21 protein-coding genes are annotated in these 26348 nt (G+C 68.4%); 11 read left to right on the top strand and 10 right to left on the bottom strand.

Annotation, left to right across the window (positions count from 1 at the left end; translation table 11 throughout):
* Positions 1-146 precede the first annotated feature (146 nt).
* Both LPT13_RS01625 and LPT13_RS01620 read left to right on the top strand, forming a co-directional pair.
* The gene (locus tag LPT13_RS01625; protein ID WP_242162831.1) at positions 147-776 is read left to right on the top strand and encodes a hypothetical protein; all 630 of its coding nucleotides are present in this window, start codon (positions 147-149) and stop codon (positions 774-776) included.
* A gap of 169 nt (positions 777-945) precedes the next feature.
* The gene (locus LPT13_RS01620; RefSeq protein ID WP_242162830.1) at positions 946-1512 is read left to right on the top strand and encodes a hypothetical protein; all 567 of its coding nucleotides are present in this window, start codon (positions 946-948) and stop codon (positions 1510-1512) included.
* A 63-nt stretch (positions 1513-1575) separates the two neighbouring features.
* Here LPT13_RS01620 and LPT13_RS01615 read toward each other — a convergent pair whose 3' ends face one another.
* Positions 1576-1833: a hypothetical protein gene (locus LPT13_RS01615; protein WP_242162828.1), complete on the bottom strand. Its 258-nt coding sequence runs from the start codon at positions 1831-1833 to the stop codon at positions 1576-1578.
* Between the two features lie 704 nt (positions 1834-2537).
* Between LPT13_RS01615 and LPT13_RS01610 the strand changes: the two genes are divergently transcribed.
* From LPT13_RS01610 to LPT13_RS01595, 4 genes are all read left to right on the top strand, one after another.
* Positions 2538-2702: a DUF6019 family protein gene (locus LPT13_RS01610; protein ID WP_242162826.1), complete on the top strand. Its 165-nt coding sequence runs from the start codon at positions 2538-2540 to the stop codon at positions 2700-2702.
* Positions 2703-2857: 155 nt separating this feature from the next.
* On the top strand, positions 2858-3475 hold the full coding sequence (locus LPT13_RS01605; protein WP_242162824.1) for an NUDIX hydrolase N-terminal domain-containing protein: 618 nt from the start codon (positions 2858-2860) through the stop codon (positions 3473-3475).
* Positions 3476-4038: 563 nt separating this feature from the next.
* Positions 4039-5466 (top strand): hypothetical protein, encoded by a 1428-nt coding sequence (locus LPT13_RS01600; protein WP_242162823.1) that lies wholly within the window; start codon positions 4039-4041, stop codon positions 5464-5466.
* A gap of 76 nt (positions 5467-5542) precedes the next feature.
* A complete protein-coding gene (locus LPT13_RS01595) occupies positions 5543-6229 on the top strand; it encodes a PspA/IM30 family protein (RefSeq protein WP_242162821.1) in 687 nt (228 codons plus the stop codon).
* 87 nt (positions 6230-6316) lie between these two features.
* Here the strand turns inward: LPT13_RS01595 and LPT13_RS01590 are convergent, their stop codons facing one another.
* The 9 genes from LPT13_RS01590 to LPT13_RS01550 all read right to left on the bottom strand — a co-directional run bounded on the left by LPT13_RS01590 (position 6317) and on the right by LPT13_RS01550 (position 18167).
* A complete protein-coding gene (locus LPT13_RS01590) occupies positions 6317-6790 on the bottom strand; it encodes a universal stress protein (RefSeq protein ID WP_242162819.1) in 474 nt (157 codons plus the stop codon).
* 6 nt (positions 6791-6796) lie between these two features.
* A complete protein-coding gene (locus tag LPT13_RS01585; protein ID WP_242162817.1) occupies positions 6797-7858 on the bottom strand; it encodes an MBL fold metallo-hydrolase in 1062 nt (353 codons plus the stop codon).
* 27 nt (positions 7859-7885) lie between these two features.
* Positions 7886-9538, bottom strand: coding sequence for an ABC1 kinase family protein (locus tag LPT13_RS01580; protein ID WP_242162815.1), 1653 nt, complete (start codon positions 9536-9538; stop codon positions 7886-7888).
* Positions 9539-9728: 190 nt separating this feature from the next.
* Positions 9729-10853: a hypothetical protein gene (locus LPT13_RS01575; RefSeq protein ID WP_242162813.1), complete on the bottom strand. Its 1125-nt coding sequence runs from the start codon at positions 10851-10853 to the stop codon at positions 9729-9731.
* Between the two features lie 122 nt (positions 10854-10975).
* Positions 10976-12514: a response regulator transcription factor gene (locus LPT13_RS11795; RefSeq protein WP_242162812.1), complete on the bottom strand. Its 1539-nt coding sequence runs from the start codon at positions 12512-12514 to the stop codon at positions 10976-10978.
* A gap of 52 nt (positions 12515-12566) precedes the next feature.
* Positions 12567-14054 carry a sodium:solute symporter family protein gene (locus LPT13_RS01565; RefSeq protein ID WP_242162810.1) on the bottom strand — a complete coding sequence of 496 codons (1488 nt, stop codon included), beginning with the start codon at positions 14052-14054 and terminating at the stop codon, positions 12567-12569.
* Between the two features lie 133 nt (positions 14055-14187).
* The gene (locus LPT13_RS01560) at positions 14188-15486 is read right to left on the bottom strand and encodes an MFS transporter (RefSeq protein ID WP_242162808.1); all 1299 of its coding nucleotides are present in this window, start codon (positions 15484-15486) and stop codon (positions 14188-14190) included.
* 94 nt (positions 15487-15580) lie between these two features.
* On the bottom strand, positions 15581-15928 hold the full coding sequence (locus tag LPT13_RS01555; protein ID WP_242162806.1) for a 4Fe-4S dicluster domain-containing protein: 348 nt from the start codon (positions 15926-15928) through the stop codon (positions 15581-15583).
* Positions 15903-18167, bottom strand: a complete 2265-nt coding sequence (locus tag LPT13_RS01550) for a molybdopterin-dependent oxidoreductase (protein ID WP_242162804.1) — start codon at positions 18165-18167, stop codon at positions 15903-15905. Before LPT13_RS01550 ends, LPT13_RS01555 begins: the two co-directional genes overlap by 26 nt.
* A gap of 632 nt (positions 18168-18799) precedes the next feature.
* Between LPT13_RS01550 and LPT13_RS01545 the strand changes: the two genes are divergently transcribed.
* The 5 genes from LPT13_RS01545 to pknB all read left to right on the top strand — a co-directional run bounded on the left by LPT13_RS01545 (position 18800) and on the right by pknB (position 26191).
* Positions 18800-19738 carry an FHA domain-containing protein gene (locus tag LPT13_RS01545; RefSeq protein WP_242162802.1) on the top strand — a complete coding sequence of 313 codons (939 nt, stop codon included), beginning with the start codon at positions 18800-18802 and terminating at the stop codon, positions 19736-19738.
* Positions 19739-19775: 37 nt separating this feature from the next.
* Positions 19776-20189, top strand: a complete 414-nt coding sequence (locus LPT13_RS01540; protein WP_242162800.1) for an FHA domain-containing protein — start codon at positions 19776-19778, stop codon at positions 20187-20189.
* Positions 20189-21319 carry a Stp1/IreP family PP2C-type Ser/Thr phosphatase gene (locus LPT13_RS01535; protein WP_242162798.1) on the top strand — a complete coding sequence of 377 codons (1131 nt, stop codon included), beginning with the start codon at positions 20189-20191 and terminating at the stop codon, positions 21317-21319. Before LPT13_RS01540 ends, LPT13_RS01535 begins: the two co-directional genes overlap by 1 nt.
* A gap of 4 nt (positions 21320-21323) precedes the next feature.
* Entirely contained in the window at positions 21324-24098 is a 2775-nt protein-coding gene (locus tag LPT13_RS01530; protein WP_242162796.1) for an FtsW/RodA/SpoVE family cell cycle protein, read from the top strand.
* A 185-nt stretch (positions 24099-24283) separates the two neighbouring features.
* Entirely contained in the window at positions 24284-26191 is a 1908-nt protein-coding gene (gene pknB, locus LPT13_RS01525; protein ID WP_242164253.1) for a Stk1 family PASTA domain-containing Ser/Thr kinase, read from the top strand.
* Positions 26192-26348: the final 157 nt, after the last annotated feature.

Here is a 26348-nt window from a genome sequence, read left to right as displayed (position 1 = left end):
TGAACTGGGCACCTTTTGCACTACCCATAATACCCAGAGGCAGAACCCAGAGGAAGGGCCGGCAGTGAAGAAGGCGAGGGGGTCAACCTTGTTAGTGAGTAGGCGGCAAGCGAGGCAAAGCCGCCAGGAAGAAAGGACGAAAGCAAATGGGAAAGTGGATAGACCGTAAGAAGGCCGTGGAGGATGCCATGGTGAGGGACGTTGACGCCATCGTGGCCCAGTTCGAGCGCGAGCGCGACGAGGCCCTGAACCTCGTGCAACCCGTGCGGGCGCAGCGCATGCCGGAAATTGTGGAGCGTTACCGGTCGCGCATCAGCGCCCGCCACGAGGAGGCCGTGGAGGCCGAGGCCCGGCTGTTCGCCGACCTGCTGGCCGAGGTGGAGAAGGTCGTGACGGAGCCGCCATCAAGTGACCAGCTCGCGTACCTGCAAACGCTGTCCCTGAAGTCCTCGCTGACGCCAGGGGACATCCAGGCGGCCGAGAAGGTCATGGCGGGGAACGCCGTTGCCCTTTCTGCGCTGCGCGACCTCGCGGGGAAGCACGGCATAGCCGACGCGCCGCTGAACGCTGGTGCACCCATGCCGCCCCTCCAGGATATCGCCGACGGCCTGGAGGAGTACCGCAAGGCAACCGCCCTGAACATCCGGCGCTATGGTGTTATCGACCTCCACAGCGGCAACGTGAGCGGCAACTACTTCACCGTGCTTGACATGGAGCGGGTGTGGGACGTGTTTCGGGACGCCGAGGCCGCCGTGGAGCGGTTCGGGGCGGAGTAAGCTCGGCGGCACTGCCCAAGGTTTCCGCAAGGCGCTCCCTGGGGGATACGGGTTTCGGGCAAGGTCAAACCGACGGAGGAAAGGCGACTCGCTGCCTCACGGCACCGCTAAGACTCCGCTAAGGCCAGGCCAGGCAGAAGACAAGCCACTAACGAGGGAAGGGACGGACATGGGGCGCGACTGGACGCTGAGGGAAACGCTCTACGTGAGGGACTGGGCCGGGGCGCTTCCCTTGTCGGTCATAGCCGAGCACCTTCACCGCGATTGGCGCGAGGTGGCCAGCGAGGCCGGAAGGCTCGGGGTGCCCATCGTGTTTCTGGGCACCCCGCTCTGGTGGTGCGACGAGTGCGCGAGCCTCACCGGGCGCCTGCACCCCTCCGGCATGTGCTGGAAGTGCGCCTATCGCCGGCAGCTCCAGCAAGTCGAGGCGAGGACTGCCGCCCTGCTGAAGCGGCTGCCGTGGGACAAAGTTGAGGACTATGCCACCAGGGAGGCCGAGAGGGGCTCCGCAAGGCACGAACCCGCCCCGACCCCACCCGATACCCTCAACGCCCCTCCTAGGGCCGCCGTGGCCCTCCAGACGGCCTATCTCGCATCCCGCAGCGAGTGGGAGGCAAGGAAAGCACGCCGGAAGCTGAAGGCCGCGCAGAAGCGCAAGGAGCGCATAGCCGCCAAGGTACGGGAGTTTGAGGGACGGCGTGAATCCGAGCGAGCCACCATGGAAGGCGCCGCGTAAAACACCAAGGCCCCGGCATCGTGCCGGGGCCTTTGCAATGGTGAGGCTTTGGGGAGGTTTCGCCTATAGGTCAGCCAGCAGGTCGGCAGCCACCTGAAGCGATCTGTGGGCCTCGAATGCCAGCCGCGAGCATATGGCGGTGAGCTTCCACATATCTTCCTTGTTTGAGTCGTACGCCGCCTTGTCGAGCCCTACGGAGATTAGCAGCGCCAGCTCGTCGGCCTGTTCCAACATCCCAGTTGCGTACTGCGCCCCTCCTCCGTGCTCCAGCTCGTCGCGGAAGTCCTCTCGGGTACACAGCCCTTCATTCTCTGCGATCATCCAACCACCTTTCAAGGTAAGCACTCCGGAGCCAAAAAGCATCTGCGAATCGTCTGCGAATGCGCACGATTACGGACGATTGCGAATCACCGCAGATCACTATCAATAGGGCATCTTGCGAGCGCAGATCACTATAAAAACCCTATCTGATCTGGTGTTTTGGTGACTCGTAATGCGCAGGTCAGCGGTTCGAGTCCGCTCGTTGGCTCCACGAAACCAAGCGGCCCCCATCTGGGGGCCGCTTCGCATTCACCCCCAAACCTCGCCCCGCACCATACGTGCTTCATGCTGCACGCGCACCCCGCACTCCGCTCCGCGCATCCCGCACACCCTCCCGCACCTTCCCCACGCGCATGCCCATCCCGCGTTCCCTTCGGGCCCCTCTCACCGCCACGCGCCGCGCGCCTCGCACGCCCTCCCACGCGCCGCACGCGTTCAAAATGTTTCACGTGAAACATTCGTTTGGTTGGCGGATTGCGGCAGTTTGTCGGCATGTCGTCGCGGACGCCCTCGCGCACCGCCCGCGCGCGGCAGTTGGGCCTGGGTGCCCAATCGCCGCGTGACGCCGCTGAGGAAGGCAAATGAGCCCCCCCCCCCCGGGGGGGGAATTTCCTGGCTCCGTGCTCATTTCGGCCTGCGCGGCATGGTAGGTTGTCGAAAAAGGGAAAGGCTTCGCAGAGATTGAGGAGGAACTCGTGAAAATCATGGGGCTTAGCGTCGTGGACGTCTTTGTGCTGCTCGTGTACCTGATCCCGATCGCGATTCTGCTAGTGATCGGCTACTTCCTCGTGAAGGCCGCGGTGAAGAACGGCATCCTCGAGGCCCATCGCCTCATCGAGCAGGAGAAGGGCGTCCCGCCGCAAAACTAGCGTTCCCGTCGCGCCACCCCTCCGTCGCCGCGCGCCACGCATACGTCCCTCGCTCCGCGCGCATCTCTCGCCCCGGATGTTTCACGTGAAACACTCCCCGCCTATCGCCACAACGGTCCTGCGTGCTATGTTGGACGTGACGGAAAGGAGCGGCCATGAGCGACAACCCCTGGCTCGATTGGACGGTGGAGCTACAGAGCCTCGCGCAGGCCGGGCTCTTCTACGGGCGCGACGACTTCGACCTGGAGCGCTACGAGCGCATCCGCACCATCGCCGCCGAGATGATGGCCGCCTTGTCCGACCTCCCCATCGCCACGGTGCGCGGCCTCTTCTGCAACGAGACCGGCTACCAGACCCCCAAGCTCGACACGCGGGCGGCCATCTTCGACGGCGACCGCATCCTGCTGGTGCGCGAGAGGGACGGCCGCTGGTCGCTCCCGGGCGGCTGGTGCGACGTGAACCTCTCCATCGGCGAGAACACGGTGAAGGAGGCAAAGGAGGAGGCCGGGCTCGACGTGCGCGCCGAGCGCCTCATCGCTCTCCACGACGGCGGGCGGCGCAACCACCCCCGGTCGGCCTACGGCGTGACGAAGGCGTTCGTCGAGTGCACCGCGCTCGGGGGCGCGTTCACGCCGAACAGCGAGACCACCGACGCCCGCTACTTCGCCCTCGACGAGCTGCCCGAGCTCTCGGCCGGGAAGAACACCGAGGAGCAGATCCGCCTGTGCCTCGAGGCCCACCGCTCCCCCACCTGGATCCCGCCCTTCGACTAGCCGCGGGGACGCATCCCCGCCTCGTGTCCCCACAACCGGCAACGCCCGCTACATGGGTACCTCCCTTCAGGGTGCTACGAAATTTCGTAGCACCCTGAATTTTGATCTAGCTCCAGAGTGTTTCGCGTGAAACATTTTGCCGAAATGCGGGAGAAGAGAGGGAAGGAGAGGGCCGGGAACGAAGGACAGATGGGGGGGCAGAGGTGGGGGGGGATGGATGGGGGGGATGGATGGGGGGGATGGATGGGGGGGGATGGATGGGGGGGGATGGATGGGGGGGGATGGATGGGGGGGGATGGATGGGGGGGGATGGATGGGGGGGGTGGAAGCGGGGGGGGGAGTGGAAGCGGGGGCGGGGATGAGGGGGGGCGGAAGGAAGCAGCCAGGGAAAGACGCGGGGGGAGCGGGCGAACTTATCGGTTTCGCGTCAAGCGCGCGGGCACGCGGGGAATGCTGGGCAACTCCCTCATAATAGGCGGAAGCGGCGCGCTTCGGCACGCGAGCACATGGCGCTTGCGAACGCGCGGCGTGGTTGGATGCGCTGGGATCGGGAAGGAGCTCCTATGGGCAGATCGAGCGGCGGAGGGCGAAGCGGGGGCGGGGGCTTCGGCGGGTTCTCCGGCGGCGGGCGGTCGTCCGGCGGGTTCTCCGGCGGGCGCCGCAGCGGCGGCCGCAGCCTGGGGAGCAGCCCGCGCGGCGGATCCCCCTACCGCGGCGGCGGCTTCGGCGGCCTGTTCGGCGGGTTCCCCACCATCTTCGCGCCGCGCATCAACATCGGCGGCGGCACGACCGCGCCCCCGGCGCAGCAGCCCTACCCCCAGCAGCCCGGCGCCGGCCAGTCTCCCTACGCCACCCCCTACGCGGACGGCGCGCCCTACGCCGCCGACCCGCAGGCCGGCGCTCCCGGCAGCCCCGCCAATCCTGCGGGCGCCGGCTACGGCGCCCCCGCCAACGCAACGCCCGGCGCCAACCCCGCCGGCTACGGCACACCCAGCGGCCCCAACGGCCCCGCAAGCCCCGGCAGCCCGGGCGCCGGCAGCGCCAGCAAGTCCGGCTGCGGCGTCGCCTTCATCATCGTGGCCGCCATCGCGCTCGCTCTGCTCATCTTCGGCGCGTTCGGCGGCGGCTGCTCGGCCGACTCCATCACGCGATCCTCGGTCGAGCGCGAGGCGCTCCCCGCCGACGCGGCGCTCGTCACCCCCTACTACACCGACGAGGACGGCGACTGGATCCGCACGCCGCACGCGCTGGAGGACGGCCTGCGCCAGTTCCACGACGAGACGGGCGTGTGGCCCTACGTCTACATCCTGCCCAACGGCACCGCCGCCTCCACCGAGCAGCTGGCCCAGATGGCCGACCGGCTCTACGGCGAGCTCTTCGACGACGAGGCCCACTTCCTGCTGGTGTTCTGCGACGACGGCGACGGCTCGTTCAACGCCGGCTACGCCGTGGGAAGCCAGGCCAAGACGATCATGGACGACGAGGCCGTGGCCGTGCTGGCCGACTACCTCGACCGCTACTACCAGGACCAGTCCCTCTCCGAGGAGCAGATCTTCTCGCGGGCCTTCGCCGACACCGGCGAGCGCATCATGACGGTAACGAAGTCGCCCGTCGTGCCGCTGGCCATCGCGGCGGTCGTCATCATCGCCATCGCGGCCGTCGTCATCATCGTCAAGCGCAACCGCGACCAGCGCGAGCGCGAGTCGCGCCGCATGGAGCAGATCCTCAACACGCCGCTGGAGAAGTTCGGCGACACGGCGGCCGAGGACCTCGCCGCCAAGTACGAGTCCGCCCCGGCGCCCAGCACCGCCGCCAACGCCGCGACCCCGACGCCCAGCACCGGCGCCAGCGCCGCGGCCCCGGCGACGCCGACGCCGACCGCCCCGACGCCCGACGCGCCCGCCCCGGCCGCCGCGCAAGCACCCGGCGGCGCTACCCCGACGCCCGACGCGGGCGCCCCCACCCCCGGCACCAAGGGGCCCGACGCCTAAGCGCGCCCCTTCAGGCAACGCAATCCCCGCACGCGCGGGAACACGACCGGCCCGCGGGCCAGACAGGAGAGAACCCATGAGCGGAATCCTCGATCGCTTCACCTCCATCATCAAGGCCAACATCAACGACCTGCTCGACCGGGCGGAAGACCCCGAGAAGATGGTCGACCAGTACCTGCGCGAGCTGACGGAGAGCCTGGCCGAGGTGCGCGAGGCCACCGCCGGCGTCATGGCCGAGGAGGCCCGCTGCAAGCGCGTCGTCGACGAGAACCAGGCCGAGATCGACCGCTACGACGGGCTGGCCCGCAAGGCCCTCGAGGCCGGCAGCGAGGCCGACGCCCGCACCTTCCTGGCCAAGAAGCAGCAGCTCGAGGCCCACAACGAGGGCCTGATGATCGCCTACAACGCGGCCAAGGACAACGCCGAGAAGATGCGCCAGATGCACGACAAGCTGGTCAGCGACATCGAGACGCTCCAGGGCCGCCGCCAGTCCATCAAGGCGAAGGTGGCCGTCGCCAAGACCCAGGACAAGGTGAACGACCTCACCTCCGCCGGCGACAGCGCGGCCGATGCCATCGGCGCCTTCAACCGCATGGAGGCCAAGGCCGACGAGATGCTCGACCGCTCCAACGCCATGGCCGAGCTGAGCGCCAAGCCGGCCGACCCCGCCGCCGAGCTGGAGAAGAAGTACGAGGAGGCCGGATCGACCGCCGCCGTCGACGACGAGCTGGCGCGCATGAAGGCCGAGATGGGCATCCAGTAGGCGCCCGACGAGAAGAGCAGCGGGAAGAACGCGGCGCCCCCGGTCAGACGACCGGGGGCGCCGCTTGCGTGCTGGGTGCCGCGCGCCCTACTTCACCACGAGCACCGGCATGCACGTCTTGTGCAGCACCGAGTAGCAGACGCTGCCGAGCATGCCGCGCATGGCGCCCAGGCCGCGGTGGCCCATGACGATGCAGTCGTAGCCGCCCTCGTCCGCGTAGGCGGTGATCGAGTCGTGCGGCGAGCCGTTCACGATGGCGATGGACACGATGTCGGCGTCGCCGATCACGTCCGCTATGTCTTCGGCCACGCGCTCGCTTTCCTCGCGAGCAGCCTGCTCGCCCACGTCGGCGATGGCGATCATGTCGACGGAGTCGCCCATCACGCCGGACATGCGCGAGGCGATCTTGAAGGTCTCGGCGTTGAAGTCGTGCCAGTCCACCACGGTGAGGACGGTGATCTCGGCGTCGGGCACGCCGGCCACCAGCTCGAGCGCCTGGGCCAGCGCCCGCCGCGACGGATCGGACTTGTCGTAGGGAACCAGTACCTTCTTGTACATCATGCCCTCCTAACCGATGGCCTGATCAGACGCGCATTCCGGCGCGTCTCCTCCATTATAGCCCGCCGCGCCCAGGCGGTAGCGGTGCACGCCCTCGCTGTCGACCCGGCGCTCCAGGCGCCCCTCGCCCACCAGGTGGTCGAGCAGCACGATCCCCAGCGTGTAGATGCTCCACTGCTGCAGCGGCTCGCACTCGTCGATGCTGGCGAAGGGCACGCGCCAGCGCAGCCCGCGGATGATCTGGACGCCGGTCGGCTCCTCGCCCCGCGCGGCAGCGTCGGCCACCTCGCGCACCATGGCGTCCAGGCGCTTGGCGTGGTGCGCCTTGAGCGCCTCGATGCGCTCGGGGAAGTCGGGACGGTTGTCCCCGTGCGAGATGAACAGCCGCGAGCACCCGAGCCCCGCCAGCTTGTCCAGGCTGTCGATGTAGGCGCGCAGCGAGTCCGTCCCATCCAGGAACAGCGAAAGCCCGGGCGATATGATGAACAGCACGTGGTCGCCCGTGAAGCAGGCGCCCGTGTCGGGGTGCAGCAGCGCCACGTGCCCGCGGGTGTGGCCGGGCACCTCCACCACGCGGAAGCGGTGCCGTCCCACGGCCACCTCGTCGCCCTCGCCCACCACCACGACCGGGCGGCGCTCCACGTCGATGGGCGTGGCCACCCGCAGCGGGGCATGGGCGCGCAGGGCCGCGGCCTGCGGCAGGCCCTCCTCCTGGAAGCGCTCGCAGGAGTAGTGGGCGCTCCGCTCGCTGAAGTCGGGGGACGCCGCCTCCAGCTCGCCGCGGGACACATAGACCGTGGCGTCGTCGGGGACGAAGCCGCCCACGAGCCCGGCGTGGTCGTAGTGCAGGTGCGTGAGGAAGTAGCGCGCCCGGTGCCGGTCGACCCCCAGCTCCTCGAGCGCCGTGGCGAAGTAGAGCGCCGCGCCCTCCGTCGGGGCGCCGGCGTCCACCACCAGCACGTCGTCGCCGTCGCGCACCACGTAGACGTTGGTCTCGGTGGTCACGACGTTGGCGAAGGGCACCCGCAGCTGCCACACCTCGGGCTCGTCGCATATCTTCTCGGCTAGCACGCTCTCCTCGCTTCCTCGTCCGCGGCCCTACCGCAGCTCCTCGTCGTTGCGCATCCGGTGGCGGCTCGCCAGCGTGCGGTAGATCACGTACACGCCCAGCACCAGCGCGCCCAGATATCCCAGCGCGCCGAGCACCGGCACCTCCAGGATGCGCGGCTCCATGTTGGTCGTGCACAGGATGGACGACCCCATGAACAGCCCGGCGGATATCATCGCCAGCGCGATGCGCCCGCAGACGGCATAGAGCGTCGCCAGCGCGTTAGCCGGCACCTTCATGTCGGCCGTCACCGACAGCTCGCCGCGGTTGAGCATCTCCACCGCGTTGGATACCTGGCGCGGCAGCCGCGTCATCGCCTCGGCCGATTCCGCCGACGCGGTGAGCAGCGACACGACGCGCTCCTCGATGTGGTGCGGCGACAGCGACTGGCGCACCACGTGCTTGGACACGATCTGCACCACGTTGGCGCCGGGGTCGATGGCGGCCATGACGCCCTCAAGGGTCACCACGCCGCGGGCCAGCATCGTCACCGACGGCGCCATGATGAGGTTCTGCGTGCGCAGCACCTCGACCAGCTCCTGGAACACGGCGCCCATGTTGATGTCGCTCAGATCCGCCGTGCCGTACTCCTCCAGCAGGCTGCTCATCTGGGAGAGCAGCGCCCCGTGGTCGACCTCGCCGCGCACGGTGGACAGCCCCAGCACGGCCTCCTTCAGGTCGTAGGCGTTGTTCGTGGCCACGGCGCGGAACATCCGCCCCACCAGCATCCGCTGGCTGGCGGTGAGGCTACCCGTCATCCCCAGGTCGATCCAGACGATCTCGCCGTCACGCACCAGGATGTTGCCCGGGTGCGGGTCGGCATGGAAGAAGCCGTCGTCGAGCACCTGGGTGACGTAGCTCTGCACCAGCCGCCCGGCTAGCGCGGCCGGGTCGACGCCGCGCGCCCGCAGCGCCGCCACGTCGTCGATCTCGACGCCCTCGACGTATTCCATCACCAGCACCGAGTCGGTGGAGTGGGCCGGGTAGGGCATGGGCGACGTGACGCCCTCCTGGTCGGCCAGCTCCTGTTGGAAGCGCTCGAGGTTGCGCAGCTCGACGGTGAAGTCCACCTCGTTGGCGGTGGTGCGCTCCAGCTCCTCCAGGGCGTTGTCCAGGCTCAGCATGATGGTCTGGTGCGACGTGGTGGTGAGCTCGGCCAGGGCCAGCAGGTGCTTCATGAGGGTGATGTCCTCGGCCATCTGCTCGACGATGCCGGGGCGGCGCACCTTCACGGCCACCACCGTGCCGTCCAGAAGCGTCGCGCGGTGCACCTGGGCGATGGACGCGGCGCCGAGCGGCTCCTCGTCGATGGAGGAGAACACGGTCGTCCACGGCACGCCGTAGGCGTCGTCGATGCAGCCCAGCACCTCGGCGTAGGGCAGCGGCGCCACGTGGTCGTGCAGCTGCTCGAACGCGTCGCAATAGGCCTTCGGCAGCAGGTCGGATCGGCTCGAGGCCAGCTGGCCGATCTTCACGTAGGTGGGGCCGAGCGCCTCGAGCACGGCCACCGCCTTCTCGGGGGTGAGGCCGCGGGCCACGTGGTAGCGGCGCATGATGGACACGATCTCGCCCATGCGCTTGGAGGACGTCTTGTCCTTCGCGGTGATCTCCGCGACGCGCAGGAACTCCCTGAACGTGGGCATCGGCTCCTCCTTCCGCTCGCACGGCGGGCGCCCTCGGGCCCGGCGTCCCTCCATGCTAGCAGCGGGAAAAGCAGACCGCGCAGGTCAGAGCTGGGATGATGACGAGCCGTTTCCCTCCTCGCCGCGGGCGGAAGCGGGGCGACCGGCGCAGGGCGTGGCGCGGGACGCGGGGCGGGCGCGGGGCGCTCGCCTAGCGCGCGGAGTCGTCGTCGGACGCGTCCTCGCCGCGGGCGGCCAGGCAGGCATCGTAGTAGCCGGCCAGGTAGGCGTCGGCCTCGGCCTCCTTCTCGGCGCGCTCGGCCGCGGCGGCCTCCTCGGCCTCCTGGCGGTCTTCCTCGTAGTAGCGGCGCCGGTCGGATATCACGTGGGCCCCGGCCATGAGCGCCGCGAACGCCACCACGCCGACGACCAGCGACACGATGCCCCCGCCGTGCACGGCGGACACCAGATCGTAGACGAGCCGCGGGGCACCGCCCTCCGGCTCGGGGAAGGGGCTCGTGGGCGAGACGGCCTTGCGCTGGGCGAACAGGGTGGCCTCGCGGGCGTCGCCCTCGGCGTCGGCGCCGGAGGCGGCGGCCGCGGCCTCGTCGGGGCTCACCACCACGGTGACCGAGTGGTTGCCGCCCATGCGCTGGAAGATGGTGGAGCCGGCGCCGATGAGGTCGTTGCGCGCGGTGCCGTCCACGATGACGGCCGCCACCGACCAGCCCTCCTCGGCCTCCCACGACACCACGCGGCTGCCGCCCTTGGGCACCATCCCCGCGCCCGTGATCCAGCCGGGGCCGCCCTCGATCGCGGTGTCGATGGCGTAGAGGATGCCGGTCGCGGCCGGGTCGGCCGCCGAGAAGCGGATGTCGACGGAATGATCGGCCGTGATGCCGGAGAAGTCGACGTGGCCGGCCTGCCCGTCGGCCACCAGGTCGGGGCGGTCCCGGCCGTCCACCTGCACCGACACCACCTCGGCGCCGGGGTCGGCCTTCCAGTGCACGGTGTGGTTGTCGTAGGGCTCGACGCGGGCGGACGCCTCGGCCGAGCCGTCGCCCTGGTAGGTGACGCTCACCCAGTAGGGCGCCTCCTCCTGGTCGGCCCCCTTGGCCGGGGCGGCCCAGGCCGCAGCCGCGAAGGCATCCGGCGCGGGGGCGGAAGCGCCGGCGGAAGCAGAACCCGCCGCGCCAGCGCCCAAGACGATGGGCGCAATCGGCGCCAGCGCGAGGACGCCGGCCACCAGGCCGGCTGCGAGCAGGCGCGCCAGCCCGGCGCGCACGCGGGCGCCGCGCGGCATCGCCGCGGCAGCAGCCTTCCCACCCATCGTCATCGCGGTTCCTCACTTACCTACAGCGCCATTCCGCAGAGCCGCGACGCCGCGCGCCGCGCTCCCCGAGATTGTACCGTGGCAACCGAAAACCCGTCGACCCCTCCACGGGAAATCCCCCGCCCCTACGACGCGAGCGGCGCGGGGGCGTCCTCCTCGGCTTTGATCTTCTCGATGAGCTCCTGGCGCGAGTGTACGTCGGCCTTCTGGTAGATGCCGTAGACGTGAGCCTTCACGGTATGGATGGACACGACGAGCTGCTGCTCGATGGCGCCCATGGAGTACCCCTTCGTCAGGAGCAGCAGCACCTCGGTCTGGCGCGGCGTCAGGCCGTAGTGCTCGGCGAACCCCCGGCAGCTCGCCTCCCACGACCCGCGCTCCTCGCGCGGGGCCGCGTCGTCGACGGAGGGGACGGAAAGCTCCTCGTCCATCTCGCGGTGCTCGACGAAGGGCGTGTAGTTATCCCGGAAGAAGAACGCCTGGATGCAGATGAAGGCGATGACGACGCAGCTGGCGAACAGGCTCGGCTCCACCGGCCCGTCGAGCGAGGCGCCGAAGATGACGCCGCCCGAGCAGAAGCCGAGCAGGAGCCCCACGATCTCGCCGAAGCGCCCGAACGTCATGTTGGCGAAGGGCTGCACCTGGTGGATGTACATGTACTCCGCGACAGCCGACCAGCAGACGATCTCGTCGATCATGGCGATGACGATGAGGCAGAACAGCAGCCCGTAGCGCACGGGCACCGACACGAAGGGCAGAAGCAGGATGCAGATGGCCGCCACCGGCGCGATGACCTTGACGATGACGTCCACCTGGTAGATCAGCCGCGTCCGCGTGTCGATGACCTTGTAGAGGGCCGCGACGACCAGCCCGCAGACGATGAGGCCGCCCCCGCCCACCAGCCCGGTGGACACGGCAACGGCGTAGAACCCGAAGCCCAGCAGGAAGTTGTTCGCCACCATCGCCACCGCCGAGTGCAGCAGGGCGAACAGGTCGGGCGGGCGCGTCTTCTCGGGGAAGGCGAAGTTGCCCTCGGCCCGCAGGTGGCGCGACCACACGGCGAACAGCACCACCGACAGGATGCCGATGACGATGTTGGCGAAGGGGAACACGTCCTCCTTCAGGCAGACGCGCACCAGCACCAGCAGCGCGGCGCCCAGAAGCGCGGAAAGCGCCGTGTAGAAGGGCGCGTAGCTGTGGGCCAGCCGGGCCAGGAAGAACCCCCACAGCGACAGCAGGAGCATCGACCCGAACCCCGAGAGGAACCAGGCGGCGAACAGGAGCGTCTCGGAGAGGGGCACCAGGGCCGCCAGCCCCGGCAGCGTGAGGAGCAGGGCGGCCACCCACGAGAGGGTACGGATGGCCCGGTGGCTCGCCAGGCGGGAGGCGCTCGACGCCACCAGCGCCGCCGCGGCGGCCTCGCCGACCAGGAACACGACCACCAGCAGCGTCGCCGTGAACTGGGGGATGCGCGTGCCGTCGGCGACCGAGCACGTCATCATCAGGTAGACCCATGCCAGGCACAGCCCGAACCCGGCGATGCCCCAGCCGTCGCTCGCGTGGGCGATCAGGGGGCGCCCGGCCTCCCGGGCTCCCCCGGCCTCCGTCGCGGCGCAGGGCGCCGCGCCTCCGTCAACTTCCGTCACAGCACGCGGTTCGGCCACCTTAGCTCTCCCCCTTCGTCGAAACGTGTCCCCGTATTCTAAGCCACCCTCCTCACCCGGCGGCCTCGCGCGCGGCCTGCTCGTCGTAGGCGCGCCGGCGCTCGGCGAACTCCTCCTGGGCGGCGGCCAGCCTCTGCTCGTAGGCGACGTAGTCGTCGGACACCGGCCCGTGCCCGGCTATGAGGCTGCCCACCACGATGATGGCGACCGACGACACGACGCCGGGCCAGAACGGCTGGACGCCCAGGGGGCTGCCCAGCACGTACCAGGCCGTCGACAGGGTGCCGCCCACCAGCAGCCCGACGAAGCCCGCGGCGTTGGAGGTGCGCTTCCAGTAGATGCCGAACAAGAGCAGGATGACCGCGATGGACTTGATCTGCGAGGCGCTCATGAGCGAGTTGAGCAGCGACACGTTGGTGCCGCTGGCAAGGACCGCCAGCACGAGCGTCGCCACGATGACGGCGCGCGACATGCGCAGCGCCGCCCGGTCGGACACCTCCCTGCCCAGGCGCGCGCCGATCGGCACGTAGAGCTCCTGGACGACGAGCTTGGCCGTGGCCAGCAGAAACCACGGGCCGGTGGAGAAGATGGCGGCGAACACGGCCATGACGGCGATGCCGGCCAGCTCGGGCGATATGGCGCTCGTCATGGCGAACAGGGCGCTGTCGTTGCGGATGCCGTCGAGCGACACGGCGGCGCACAGGCCGATGATGGCGGGCGCGAACGCGAACAGGGCGCTGATGACGGCGACGATGACGTGGCTGCGCTCGGCGGTCTTGATGTCCTTGGCGCAGTAGCCGATGTTGATGGACGTCACCGATATCGAGAACCCGAGCGCCCCGCCCACGAACTGCGCGAGCACCGTGGGCAGCCCGATGGAGAACAGGTTGAGGTGGTCGGCGGGCAGCCGCTCGACGAGCGCCTGGGGCCCGCCCACGTGGTTCAGGCACACGATGGCGGCGAAGGTCAGCCCGAACAGCAGGACGAAGGCGTGCACCTTGTTCATCTCCGCGATGCCCGTGATGCCCAGAAGCGCCATGGCCAGGAACAGGGCGAACACCGCGATGGTCGCCACGCCCTCGTCGATGCCGAGCATGCTGGCCAGGTACATGCTGGCCGCGGTGATCTGCGCCGAGAACACGATGAACAGGGGGATGAGCGTGAAGACGAGCACCAGGTAGCGGATCTTCTGGCTGAAGCGGATGCCGAACGCCTCCGGCCCCGTGATGGCGCCGGTGCGCCGCATCTCGAAGAAGAAGCGACAGAAGCACACGCTGAACAGGATGCACCCGAAGCTCGAGCTCCAGATGCCCCAGAGCGCGGCCAGCCCGGTGCTGTAGCCGGTGCCCGCCGTGCCCGTGGTGGTGGAGGCGGCGATCAGGTCGGCGAAGAGCATCGTCGTCACCGCGAACAGCGGCATGCGCCCGTTCGCCACGAAGAAGTTGCGCACCGTCTTGTCCCTGCCGGCGCGGCGCCTCATCACCAGGCCGACGGTCAGGGTCACGGCCAGGTAGCCGACGACCATAGCAAAGGTAATCATTTCGAGGCCTTTCAGGTATCGACTGGGCCTCCCGACCAACGGGGAGGCGGGGGATACACGCCGGTGTTTCGAAATGCCGGGGCGTGGCGCACGCCCCTCGGCCCGCGCCACGCCCGCACGTTGGCGAGCCTCGCTACTTGGTCGGCTCGATGTCCTTCCACTCGTACTTGCCCACATAGGTAGAGGATACGACGGCCAGGACGGCGATCAGCACCACGACGACCATGCCGATGATGAGCGTCGGGGTATAGGATCCCAGGTAGTCGTAGCACCAGCCCATGAGGGAGGTCGAGATGCCGCCGATGATGGAGGACCCGGTGGCGATGTAGCCCCAGATCTTGGAGTAGTCGGCGTTGCCGAAGATCTTGCGGATGGCCATCGGCCAGCCGACGCGGGACGGCGCGTTGCAGAAGCCGAGGCAGAAGCCGCCGGCCACCAGGACGGCGGGGGTGGTCCCGAAGAAGTACCACATGACGAAGGCGAGCAGCCACACCACCTGGAAGGTGATGAAGGTGACGTTGAGCTTGAACTTGTCGATCATCGCGCCCATGCTCAGCTTGGAGAGCAGGTTGCCCAGGGCCGCGGCGGACACCATGGTGGCGCCCACGACGGCGGCGTTCGCCTCGTCGGGCGTGCCGGCCAGAAGCTCCTTGGCGATGCCGGACTGGCTGTTGTTCCAGCCCATGCCCAGGGCGGTCAGCATGACGCCGGCGATGATGATCCAGAACGCGGGGGTCTTGAGGGCGTCGGCGGCCTTCACGCCGAAGCTCTGGTTGGACGCGACGGCATCCTGCTCGTTCGGGTCGTAGCCGAAGGGCTGCAAGCCCTTGTCGGAAGGCTGGCGCTTGATGACGAAGAGCGTCCAGGGCAGGATGAGCACGGCCATGAGGACGGCGTTGATCATATAGGAGGTCTGCCAACCGTACTCGGCGATGACCCAGCGGAACAGCGGGGCCCAGAAGATGGTCGACACGCCGGCGAAGGCCGACGCGATGCCGATCATCTTGCCGCGGTACTTCTTGGCGAACCAGTTGCCGCACAGGACCGGCGTCGCCATGGTGAAGCAGGCCGCGATGCCCACGCCGCCGATGAAGCCGGCCACGTAGAACAGGATGAGGTCGGTGGCGAACGAGCACAGCAGCGGGCAGGCGATCATGCACAGCGCGCCCAGCGTGAGCGCCAGGTTGATGTTGATCTTCTCGTTGTTGAAGATGTTCCCCCACAGGGGCATCGTCAGAACGATGGAGATGGCCTGGGTGGTCAGCATGAACGTGAAGTCGCCGCGCTTGCAGCCCAGAGCCTCGGTCACGGGCAGGACGTACACGCTGATGATGGAGTTGATGAGCGCCATCGAGCCCGCGAACATGAAGCAGCAGGCCACGAGAATGAACCACGCGTAGTGAATCCCCTTCTTCTCGGATTCAGCACCCATTGCGTCCCCCTTTCCTTTCGAGATAACGGTGTCTGAGCACGGGCGCGCGGGCGCGCCGGGCGGTCATCCGCCGACGCGGCGCGCGCCCGGCCCCCTAGTCTTCCTGCAGCGGAACGAAGAGCACCTGGCGGCTCTTGCGCTCGAGCTCGGCGGAGAGCTCCTCCACCGTGCCGAACTTCATGCAGCCGGTGTAGCAGCTGTGCACGCAGGCCGGCAGCTTGCCCTTGGCCGTGCGCTCGGCGCACAGGTCGCACATGTCGGTGGGCGTCGGCAGGTAGGTGAGCTGCCACCGGTCGCCCTCGATCTGCCAGGGGCCTACCTCGAACACCTTGATGCCGTTCGCGGCCCCCTCGGGAAAGCCGTGCTCCATCTTGCACTCCACCTCGCAGGTGTGGCAGTTGGAGCAGAACTCATAATCAATGAGCAGTGCTTGCTTTGACATTTGCATCCTCCTCGTCGCACTTGTAGATCTTGCAGAGAAGGGCCTTGACGTCGGCGCCGAAGCCGGTCGGGCCCTGCTGGCCGAGCTCGCTCAGGACGTTGGGGTTCACGTCCCAGCAGCCGTACATCGGATCCTCGTGCGGATCGGTCTCGGGGAACCACCAGCCCGAGTTGACGTTGGCCATGCCGTACTTGACGATGGGCGTGCACTTGGCGCGGTGCTTGATGCGGCCGATCTTGTCCTCGACCCACAGCCAGTCGCCGTCCTCGAAGCCCTGCTCCTTGGCCCACACGTCGTTGATCTCCACCAGCGGGTCGGGCTGGATCTCGCGCAGCTTCTTCACGTCGCGGTGCTCGCTGTGGAAGAACTGGATGTTGCGCGAGCCGGTCATGGTGATGACGGGGTACTCCTTATACAGCTCCGGCGTGGTGTAGGGGCCGTAGTAGGGCTCGTCGTAGTAGGGCAGCACGTTCTCGCCGATGCTCTCCGCGAACGGGGAGTACAGCTCGATGCGGCCGGTGGAGGTGTTGAAGCCGGGCTGCCCGTCGGCGCGCAGCAGGCCCTTCTCGTAGCGGCGGTACTCCTGGCCGGGCCACGCCCAGTTCATCTTGCGGATGTCCTGCCACGACCAGCCGGAGTCCTTCACCAGGAAGTCGTAGATCTCCTCGACGGTGTCCCAGGGGAACATCTCGGGGTTGAAGCGCTTGCCCAGAAGCAGCGTGATCTCGGCGTCGGACTTGGGCTCGCCCTGGATGTCCAGGCCGGCGATGGGCGACATCGCGCAGGCGCCGGTGCGCTTGGCGATCATGCCCGTCTTCTCCACGCACATGGCCACGGGCAGCGCCACGTCGGCCAGCGCCTGGATGGTGGGGGTGATGCGCCAGTCGCAGACGCAGATGAACTTCAGCTTCTGCAGCACGGGGTAGACGCGGTTGAGGTCGGCGTTGCTCATGCAGCACAGCGGGTTGGTGCCCATCATGATGGCGCCGGTGAAGCCGTAGGGCTCCTCGGTCTCGGCCTGGACGACGGCCAGGTCGGGCTGGTCAAGCACCATGCCCATGCGGATGAAGGGGTACTCGTCATAGCCGACGACCATCTTCTGCACGTCCTCGGGGAGCTCCTTGAAGCCCCAGCTGAAGTAGTGGAAGTCATAGGGCTCGGGCGTGAAGATCTGCCCGCCCGGCTGGTCGATGTCGCCGCAGATGGCGAGCATGGCGATGATGGAGCGCACGGCGCCGATGCCGTTGCGCTGCATGTCGACGGCCAGGCCCAGCTGCACGGCGGTGTGGTTGCCGGCGGCGATCATGCGGGCGGCCTTGCGGATCTTCTCGGGATCGACCCAGGCGCGCTCGCACAGCTCGTCGAAGTCGTACTCACGGGAGCGCTCGACCAGGGCCTCGAAGCCGTAGGTCCAGCGGTCGACGAAGTCATGGTCGTAGAGGTCCTCCTCGATGATGACCTTGAGCATGGCCATGGCCACCGCGGAGTCGACCGCGGGGCGCGGCTGGATCCACAGGTCGGCGCGGGCGGCCATCCAGGTGAGGCGCGGGTCGACCACGATCATCTTGGCACCGCGCTTGACCACCTCGACCACCCACTGCCCGAAGAAGCCATCGGAGTTGGAGGCGACGCAGTTGTTGCCCCACACGACGATGACCTCGGGATCCTTGTACTCGGGGTTGTCGTAGCGGTCCTCGTGGCACTCGGAGCAGTCCGGCATCATGTAGCCGCCGGTGCTCACGTTGTAGGACATGAGGCGCGGCATCCAGCAGGCCAGGCCCGAGGAGTAGCTCTCGACGTGCGGGGTACCCATCGAGTAGGCCAGGCGCTGCGACTGCCACAGGATGTCGCGGCCGGTGCCGCAGAACGTCTGAAGCGTGTGCTTGCCGTACTGATCGCCCAGCGCGGTCATGGTGTCGTACACCAGGTCGAGCGCCTCATCCCAGCTGATGCGCTCCCACGCGTCCGGGTCGCCGCGGCGCTCGGGGTCGCGCTTCATGGGGTAGAGCAGGCGCTCCTCGCTGTTCACCACGTCGGGCAGCGCGGCGCAGCGCGGGCAGATGTGACCCTGGTTGTAGGGATGCTCAGGATCGCCCTCGACCTTCTCAAGCTTGCCGGTCTCCTTGTTCACGTAGCAGATGATGCCGCAGCCGGAATGGCAGCCCGGCGCGGACCATGCCGTCGTGCGGGTGACGACGTAGCCGTCTTCTTCCCACGTTGTTGGCAAGTCTTTGTGCATACCTCTCTCCTTCCTCTCCTCTTTCCCTTGTCCTGTCCGGATCGCGAGGAGGCGGTGCCCCGGCGTGGGGGATGCCCTCGGGCAGCGCCGGGGCGCCACCACCTCGCGCTGCCGACAACGTACGGCGAAGCGGGAGATCGTTCATCAGGAGAAAGCGACCAATTAAGACTGGGGGGATGATAGTCTTGCCTAGGCTCCCCACCTAGCCAAAACAGATAAGGCGTCCTCGTATCCCCTGGTCAAAAGCTCACACTCGCCCCGTCAATAGCCTCCGCCCTGTGTTTTCGGGCGCCAGCTGCAAATTGGGACGGTTTTGCACTCTGACGCAGGGTGCTTTTCGCCTCAGGGGCCGATTTAGGGCTGAAATCCCGCGTTTTCGGGCCTCTTTGCTGCCTTCGATGAGAGTGCCCGGGTGCAAAACCGTCCCAATTTGCAGTTGGCGCCCGGATTTACGAGGTCGCCCCCCTCCACGGGGCTGCTCGGGGTTTCGCCCTCCCCTGCGCGGGGTCCTGGCCCCGCGTTACGGCATTTTGTTAGTTGCGTAAAGAAACAGCAGGCTGCTCAGCGTTTATGGCAAGATGGAGACTTACCATGTTCAGGCGTAGGAACAGCCGCGAGTCAGAGGAGTACCCATGGGCTTCTTTTCAAAGGTCGAGGGCAAGATGGAGGACACCGTGGAAGGTGCCGCCGACCGCATGGGGGGCACGCCCCTCTCCCCCGTCCAGATAGCCAAGAAGGCCGAGAAGCAGATGCGCCGCGAGAAGATGGTGGGCGCGGGCAAGCAGTACGCCCCCACCCTCTACACCGTGCTCGTCAACGCCGACGACGACGAGCGCCTCTTCGGCTACTACCCCACCCTCGCGGGCGAGACCGAGACGTACCTGGCCGCCAAGGCCAGCGAGCACGGCCTCATCATGGACGGCCAGCCGCTTGTGCGCTTCATCGTCGACGAGGAGCTGCGCCACGGCAAGTTCGAGGTCATCGCCGAGATGGTGGCCGCCCCCCTCATCGCCCAGCTGCGCCAGGAGGAGATGGAGCGCTACGGCCTGGCCGGCTCGCCCAATGCCCGCGGCGTGGGCTACCGCCCCTCCGCCCCGGCCGCCGCGCCGGCGCCCGCGGCCGGCGGCTACGGCTACGACGAGCGCGACGCCTACGCCGGCGACGGCGCCTACGGCCAGTCCTACGGCGAGGACGGCTTCTACGAGAACCCCGCCGATGGCTACGGCGACGCACCCCAGACCATGGTCTTCGACCCCAACGGCGGCGCGGCGGCCGGCCAGCCGCAGAAGCAGGCCTACCTCTACGACATCACCAACGACCGTGCCTTCCCGCTCGACGGCCGTGTCATGATCATCGGCCGCGAGTCGCGCAACGACATCGTCATCCCCGACATCAACGTGTCGCGCCAGCACGCCGAGATCCGCCGCGAGGCCACGGGCGCCTGGGTCATATCCGACCTGGGCTCCACCAACGGCACCTTCGTCAATGGCCGCCAGATCAAGTCGGCCCCCCTCCAGGACGCCGACCGGCTGACCCTGGGCACCACCAGCGTCGAGTTCCAGCTGATCTAGGCGCCGGAGGCCGGGAAACCGCGAAAGGGACAATCCAGTGATCGACGTCGTCCTGCTCATAGCGCGCCTGCTGTTCGTCGCGCTGCTCTACCTCTTCCTATTCGCCATCATGCGCACGGGCATCGGCCTGGTGCGCGGCCAGCGCAAGAAGGAGCACACCTGGAACCTCTCGGTCGAGAAGGGCCCCAAGGAGCTGCGCGGCGTGTCCATCGCCGTCCACGGCCCCGTCATCGTGGGCCGCTCGCCCGGGGCTGACATCGTCATCGGCGCCGGCTTCGTGTCGGGGCGCCACGCGCGGTTCCAGCTGATGGGCCAGAACCTGTTCGTCGAGGACCTGGGATCCACCAACGGCACCTACGTCAACGGTCGCCTCATCACCGAGCCCACGGCCCTGCGCAACAAAGACGTAGTCACCATCGGCGACGTGGCCATCCGCGTGAGGTACCTGTGATGACCGCCCGCGGCGGCCGCAAGGCCAGCTCCACCTTCGGGAGCCGCACCGACATCGGCTGCGTGCGCGACCACAACGAGGACTCGCTGGTGGTGGCGCCCCCGCTGTTCGCCGTCTGCGACGGCATGGGCGGCCATGCCGCCGGCGAGGTGGCGTCCGAGATAGCGGTGGACGTCATCGCCAGCCGCGCGCCGGCTCATCCCGACGCCGAGGCCCTGGGCCAGGCGGTCGAGGAGGCCAACCTGGCCATCATCCGCGCCGCCCGCGAGGGCGCCGGTCGCGAGGGCATGGGCACCACCTGCACCGCCGCGCTGCTGGAAAACGAACGCCTGGTCATCGCCCAGGTGGGCGACTCGCGCGCCTACCTGCTGCACAACGGGCGCCTCCAGCAGCTCACCCGCGACCACTCGCTCATGACCGACCTCATCGAGGCCGGCAAGATCACCCCGGAGGAGGCGCGCGTCCACCCCCAGCGCTCGGTCATCACCCGCGCGCTCGGCAGCGACCCGCGCACCGTCCCCGACCTCTTCGAGATCAACGTCGAGACGGGCGACCGCTTGCTGCTGTGCTCCGACGGCCTGTCGGGCATGGTGGAGGACGCCGACATCGAGTCCATCATGGCGCGCACGGCCGACCCCCAGCGCTGCGCCGCGCTGCTCGTGAACGAGGCCATCGCCAACGGCGGCTACGACAACGTGACCGTGGTGGTGGCCGACGTGACCGGCTTCGCCGAGGCGCGCCGCCGCAAGGTGGCCCGCAAGACGAAGGTGACCGCCGCGCTGCTGGTGCTGCTCCTGGCCGCCATCGTGGCCGGCGCCGTGGGCATCTTCAACTTCCTCACCTCGAACTCGGCCTACCTGGCCGACGACGACGGCTACGTGGCCGTCTACCGCGGGCTCCAGGGCGACGTGTTCGGGCTGTCCACCTCCGAGCTGGTGGAGGTCACCGACGTGGCGGTGGACGACCTGCAGCCGGGCCTGGCCAACCGCCTGCGCGCCGACGGCATCAAGACCGACAGCGTGGAGGACGCCCAGGACCTGGTGCAGGGCTACCGCGACGAGATAGCCGCGCGCCAGGCCCACGACGCCGCCGACCCGGCGGGCACGTCCGACCCGGCCGAGGGAGCGTAGGGCCATGACCCGCCGCAACCTCGAGCTGCTGCTCCTCTGCATCGCCGCGCCCATCGTCATCGTGCTGTTCGGCATGATGGTGGTCAACGGCGGCCAGGAGCTCACCTTCAACACCCTGGGCGTGCCCATCGGCATCTTCGTGGCCTTCGTCATCGCGCACCTGGCCGTGCGCCGCTTCGCCCCGGGCGCCGACCCGGCCATCCTGCCCATCTCCTTCGCGCTGTCGGGCATCGGCATCGCGTTCGTCACCCGCATCGTGCCCGACCTGGCCGTGCGCCAGCTCATGTGGCTCTACGCGGGCATCGCGCTCATGGTGCTGGTGCTGGCGTTCATCCGCAACCTCGACAAGGTAGCCAACTACAAGTACACCCTCATGGTGGTGGGCATCCTGCTGCTGCTCTCGCCGCTTCTGCCGGGCATCGGGTCCGAGTCGGGCGGCGGCCAGCTGTGGCTGCGGGTGGGCTCCTTCAGCTTCCAGCCCGGCGAGCTGGCCAAGATACTCATCGTCGTCTTCCTGGCCGGCTACCTGGCAGCCAACCGCGAGATGCTGTCGGTGTTCACCTGGGATGTCGGGCCCTTCCGCCTGCCGTCGCTTCCCACCCTGCTGCCGCTCATCGTCATGTGGGCGCTCGCGTTCCTCGTCGTGGTGCTCGAGAAGGATCTCGGCCTGGCGCTCGTGCTGTTCGCCGTGTTCGTGGTCATGCTCTACGTGGCCACGGGCAAGAAGTTCTACCTGGTGGTGTCCCTGGGGCTGGCGGCCGTGGCGGCCGTGGCCCTGTACTTCATGATGGGCCACGTCCAGACGCGCGTGAGCATCTGGCTCGACCCCTTCGCCGACGCCCAGAACAAGGGCCTGCAGCTGGTGCAGTCGATCTACTCCATGGCCGACGGCGACCTGTTCGGCACGGGCATCGGACGCGGCATGGGCGCCAGCGTCATCCCCGTGGCTGAGAGCGACTTCATCTTCCCCGTCATCGCCGAGGAGGTCGGCCTGCTCGGTGCAGCCGGCGTGCTGCTGCTGTACCTGTGCTTCGCCATCCGCGGCATGGTGACGGCGGCCCGCGCGAAGTCCGACGTCAGCTCGTTCATCGCCGTGGGCCTCACATCCATCATCGTGCTCCAGGCCTTCATCATCGTGGGCGGCGTCACGCGGGTCATCCCCCTGACCGGCATCACCCTGCCCTTCATCAGCCAGGGCGGCTCGTCGCTCATCGCCAGCTTCGTCATCGTGGGCTGCCTTCTGCGCTGCGGCGACGAGGGCACCGGCGTCGGCGAGGAGGTCAAGCAGGCCACCACGGCGCTGTCCGCCAACAGCGTGCTGGGCCGCGTGGCCCTGGGCAAGCGCCTGACCGGCACCATGATCATGTTCTCGGCGCTGTTCGCCGTGCTGGTGGCCAACCTCACCTTCATCATGGTCATCCAGGCCGACTACTACCAGAACCTGCCCGGCAACGGCCACACCATGGCCCGCGAGGCCAAGACCGAGCGCGGCACCATATCCACCTACGACGGCGTGGTGCTGGCCCAGAGCGTCCAAAACGAGAACGGGTCCTACGAGCGGGTCTACCCCGCCGGCACGCTGGCAGCCCATATCGTCGGCTATGCGTCCGAGAAGTACGGAACCAGCGGCATCGAGGCCGCCTACAACACGGCCCTCAAGGGTCAGGAGAACTTCGCCACCTGGTCTGACGCGCTCAACTCGCTGGCCGGCGTCAACGCACCCGGCAACGACGTGACCCTCACCGTCAACTCGAAGATCCAGCAGGCGGCCCAGGACGCGCTCAACGGGCGCGTGGGCGCCTGCGTCGCCATCGACCCCGAGACCGGCGCCGTGCTGGCGCTCGCCAGCGCCCCCACCTACGACGCCGCCGACGTGGAGGACATCATCGCCGGCGCGGCCGGGAGCGGCGCGGCAGCCTCGACCGACTCGTCGGTGCTGTTCAACCGCGCCACCCAGGCCCTCTACGCGCCCGGCTCCACCTTCAAGATGATCACGCTGGCCACCGCCCTGGAAAACGGCGTGGCCGACGAGAACACGATGTACGACGCGCCCGGCACCATGGACATCGGCAACGCGCCGGTGACCAACGCCAAGGACGTGGACTACGGCCGCGTCACCCTGGCACGGGCCACCGAGGTGTCCGCCAACACCGTCTTCGGCCAGCTCGGCGTGCAGATAGGGCCCGACCGGCTGGTGGCCGGGGCCGAGAAGTTCGAGTTCAACCAGGACGTCAGCTTCGACCTGCCCCTGGCCAAGTCGCTCATGCCCAAGCCCTCGGAGATGACCGAGTGGGAGACGGCGTGGGCCGCCTGCGGCGAGCCCGTCGGCGAGCACGAGAGCCCCGCCGGCCCCCAGGCCACGGTGCTCGAGATGGCGCTCGCCGGCTGCGCCATCGCCAACGACGGCACCATCATGCAGCCCTACCTGGTCGACGGCATCTACAACGCCAGCGGCAAGCGCAGCTTCACGGCCCAGCCGGCGAAGCTGGGGCAGGCCGTGGGGAAGGCCACGGCCGACCGCGTGCTCACCGTGCTGCGCGGCGTCGTGACCGACGGCACCGGCACGGCCGCGCGCATCAACGGCGTGGACGTGGCCGGCAAGACGGGCACGGCCGAGCGCGGCGACGGCACCTCCAACAGCTGGTTCGTCGGCATGGCGCCGGCGGACAACCCGCGCGTGGTGGTGGCTGTCGTCATCGAGAAGGGCGAGTCGGGGGCAGGCGCCGGCGCGGCCCGCGGGGTGCTCGAGACGGCCCTGCAGGTGCAGGGCCTGGCATAGGCGCGGCATCGGCGCGGCCGATCGCGGGATAAATGGCAATGATGTAGTTACGACTTTTGGTGAGAGGATGCGAGAAGGCGCGGTCATTTAGTACAATGAAGTAGATTTGCCTTACCGCATACACGAACCAGATACGCAGCAGATGTGAGTAAAAAGGAGTTCCCAAGGTGACCGGACAGGATTCAATGACGGGGCGCACCCTCAGCGGCCGCTATGAGGTGCGGGATCGCATCGGCATCGGCGGCATGGCCGAGGTCTACCAGGCGCAGGACAACGTCCTGGGCCGCGTCGTGGCCGTCAAGGTGATGCTCCCCCAGTACGCCGCCGACGCCGAGTTCACGCGCCGCTTCCGCCAGGAAGCCGCGGCGGCGGCCAACCTCCAGAGCCCCTACATCGTCAACGTCTACGACTGGGGCCAGGACGAGGGCACCTACTTCATCGTCATGGAGTTCGTCCGCGGATCCGACCTCAAGACCGCCATCAACCAGCGTGGCGCCATCAACCAGCGCAAGGTGGCCGAGATCGGCTCCCAGGTGTGCCAGGCCCTCACCGTGGCCCACAACCAGGACATCATCCACCGCGACATCAAGCCGCAGAACATCATGGTCCAGCCCGACGGCAACGTGAAGGTGATGGACTTCGGCATCGCGCGGGCGAAGAACTCCGTCAAGCAGAAGACCTCCGCGGTGCTGGGCACCGCCCACTACATCTCGCCGGAGCAGGCCCAGGGCAAGGAACTCACGGCCGCCAGCGACATCTACTCGCTCGGCGTGGTCATGTACGAGGCCACCACCGGCAAGCTGCCCTTCGACGGGCCGGATGCCGTCAGCGTCGCCATGATGCAGGTGCAGGACGAGCCCCTGCCCCCCAGCGCCATCAACCCCAACATCGACCCGGCGCTCGAGGACATCATCCTGTGCGCCATGGCCAAGTCGCCGGCCGACCGCTTCGCCACGGCCAACGACATGCGCCTGGCCCTCAACGACTACCTGGCCGGCCGCCCTGTCAACCTGGGCGGCGCGTCCGATTTCACCAGCGCCAGCACCCGCGTCATCGGCACGGTGCCGCCCGCGGTGCCGCCGATGGCCCCCGTGGACGCCACCCAGGCGATGCCCGGCGTCGGCGCCGTGAGCCCCGTCACCAACCCCGCGCTCTCCGGCAAGGGCTACCGCGTCGAGGAGCCGCCCAAGTCCAAGCGCAACATCGTCATCGCCGTGGCGGCCATCGTCGCGCTCGTCATCGTGGGCGCCATCGCCTTCGCCCTGCTGGGCAACGGCGGGGCCGACGAGAAGGCGGTGCCCAACCTCAACGGCATGACCATCGAGGCCGCCACCTCCACGCTGGAGAACGACGGCTTCGAGATAGGCACCACCAACTACGTCTACGACGAGAAGGCGCCCGAGGGCACCATCGTCAAGCAGGACCCCGAGGCCGGAACGAAGAAGCCCGAAGGCACGAGGGTGAACGTCTTCGTATCGCAGGGCACCGAGCAGGTGCCCGTGCCCAACTTCTACGAGATGACCGCCGCCGACGCGCAGAAGTACGCCGACGAGTACGGCCTGAAGCTGACGGCCGGTCCCGCCGAGTACTCCGACAAGGTGGACAAGGACCGCATCGTCAGCCAGAACCCGTCGGCCGGCACCAAGGTGGCCAAGGGCTCCACGGTGACCTACGTGCTGTCGCTCGGCATCGAGACGGTGCCCGTGCCCGACGTCGTGGGCAAGAGCAAGTCCTCGGCCACGAGCGAGCTGGAGAGCGCCGGCTTCAAGGTGAACGTCGTGCAGGGCGGCCACAGCAACTACCCCGAGGGCACGGTCATGAGCCAGGATCCCACGGGCAAGGAGGACAAGGGCTCCACGGTGACTATCACCATCAGCCAGGGCCCCAAGCCCGAGCCGGAGCCTGAGCCCGACCCCAAGCCGAGCACCCCCGGCGGCAACGAGGGCGACGACAACCCGAACAACAACCCCAGCGGGGGCAACAACGGCAACAACGGCGGCAACTCCGGCGGAAACACCGGGGGCGACGGCGGCGGAACCAGCAGCGGCTCCAACACCGGAACCGACAACACCGCCAAGCCCGCCAGCGAGTAGGCACCAGGGGTCGCGCAAGCGGCCCCTTTTCGTTGACGAGAGGGCACCCGCCCCGGCCGGCGCCGCTGCCGCCCTCCCCCGCGCGAAGCCCCGGTCGGCGTCCGCAACGCCGCGCCCATCGCGCGAAGTCGGCGCCGCCCCAACTCGGAGGACCCTT

This window comes from Adlercreutzia faecimuris, assembly GCF_022669055.1.
Taxonomy (GTDB): Bacteria; Actinomycetota; Coriobacteriia; order Coriobacteriales; family Eggerthellaceae; genus Enterorhabdus; species Enterorhabdus faecimuris.
This window is presented reverse-complemented; position numbering and strand designations above follow the sequence as displayed.

Bases quoted from the DNA above. Each gene is read 5' to 3' on its own strand.
- LPT13_RS01625 (WP_242162831.1), top strand. From the start codon at position 147: ATGGGAAAGTGGATAGACCGTAAGAAGGCCGTGGAGGATGCCATGGTG.
- LPT13_RS01620 (WP_242162830.1), top strand. From the start codon at position 946: ATGGGGCGCGACTGGACGCTGAGGGAAACGCTCTACGTGAGGGACTGG.
- LPT13_RS01615 (WP_242162828.1), bottom strand. From the start codon at position 1,833: ATGATCGCAGAGAATGAAGGGCTGTGTACCCGAGAGGACTTCCGCGAC.
- LPT13_RS01610 (WP_242162826.1), top strand. From the start codon at position 2,538: ATGGGGCTTAGCGTCGTGGACGTCTTTGTGCTGCTCGTGTACCTGATC.
- LPT13_RS01605 (WP_242162824.1), top strand. From the start codon at position 2,858: ATGAGCGACAACCCCTGGCTCGATTGGACGGTGGAGCTACAGAGCCTC.
- LPT13_RS01600 (WP_242162823.1), top strand. From the start codon at position 4,039: ATGGGCAGATCGAGCGGCGGAGGGCGAAGCGGGGGCGGGGGCTTCGGC.
- LPT13_RS01595 (WP_242162821.1), top strand. From the start codon at position 5,543: ATGAGCGGAATCCTCGATCGCTTCACCTCCATCATCAAGGCCAACATC.
- LPT13_RS01590 (WP_242162819.1), bottom strand. From the start codon at position 6,790: ATGATGTACAAGAAGGTACTGGTTCCCTACGACAAGTCCGATCCGTCG.
- LPT13_RS01580 (WP_242162815.1), bottom strand. From the start codon at position 9,538: ATGCCCACGTTCAGGGAGTTCCTGCGCGTCGCGGAGATCACCGCGAAG.
- LPT13_RS01575 (WP_242162813.1), bottom strand. From the start codon at position 10,853: ATGACGATGGGTGGGAAGGCTGCTGCCGCGGCGATGCCGCGCGGCGCC.
- LPT13_RS01565 (WP_242162810.1), bottom strand. From the start codon at position 14,054: ATGATTACCTTTGCTATGGTCGTCGGCTACCTGGCCGTGACCCTGACC.
- LPT13_RS01560 (WP_242162808.1), bottom strand. From the start codon at position 15,486: ATGGGTGCTGAATCCGAGAAGAAGGGGATTCACTACGCGTGGTTCATT.
- LPT13_RS01555 (WP_242162806.1), bottom strand. From the start codon at position 15,928: ATGTCAAAGCAAGCACTGCTCATTGATTATGAGTTCTGCTCCAACTGC.
- LPT13_RS01550 (WP_242162804.1), bottom strand. From the start codon at position 18,167: ATGCACAAAGACTTGCCAACAACGTGGGAAGAAGACGGCTACGTCGTC.
- LPT13_RS01545 (WP_242162802.1), top strand. From the start codon at position 18,800: ATGGGCTTCTTTTCAAAGGTCGAGGGCAAGATGGAGGACACCGTGGAA.
- LPT13_RS01535 (WP_242162798.1), top strand. From the start codon at position 20,189: ATGACCGCCCGCGGCGGCCGCAAGGCCAGCTCCACCTTCGGGAGCCGC.
- LPT13_RS01530 (WP_242162796.1), top strand. From the start codon at position 21,324: ATGACCCGCCGCAACCTCGAGCTGCTGCTCCTCTGCATCGCCGCGCCC.
- pknB (WP_242164253.1), top strand. From the start codon at position 24,284: ATGACGGGGCGCACCCTCAGCGGCCGCTATGAGGTGCGGGATCGCATC.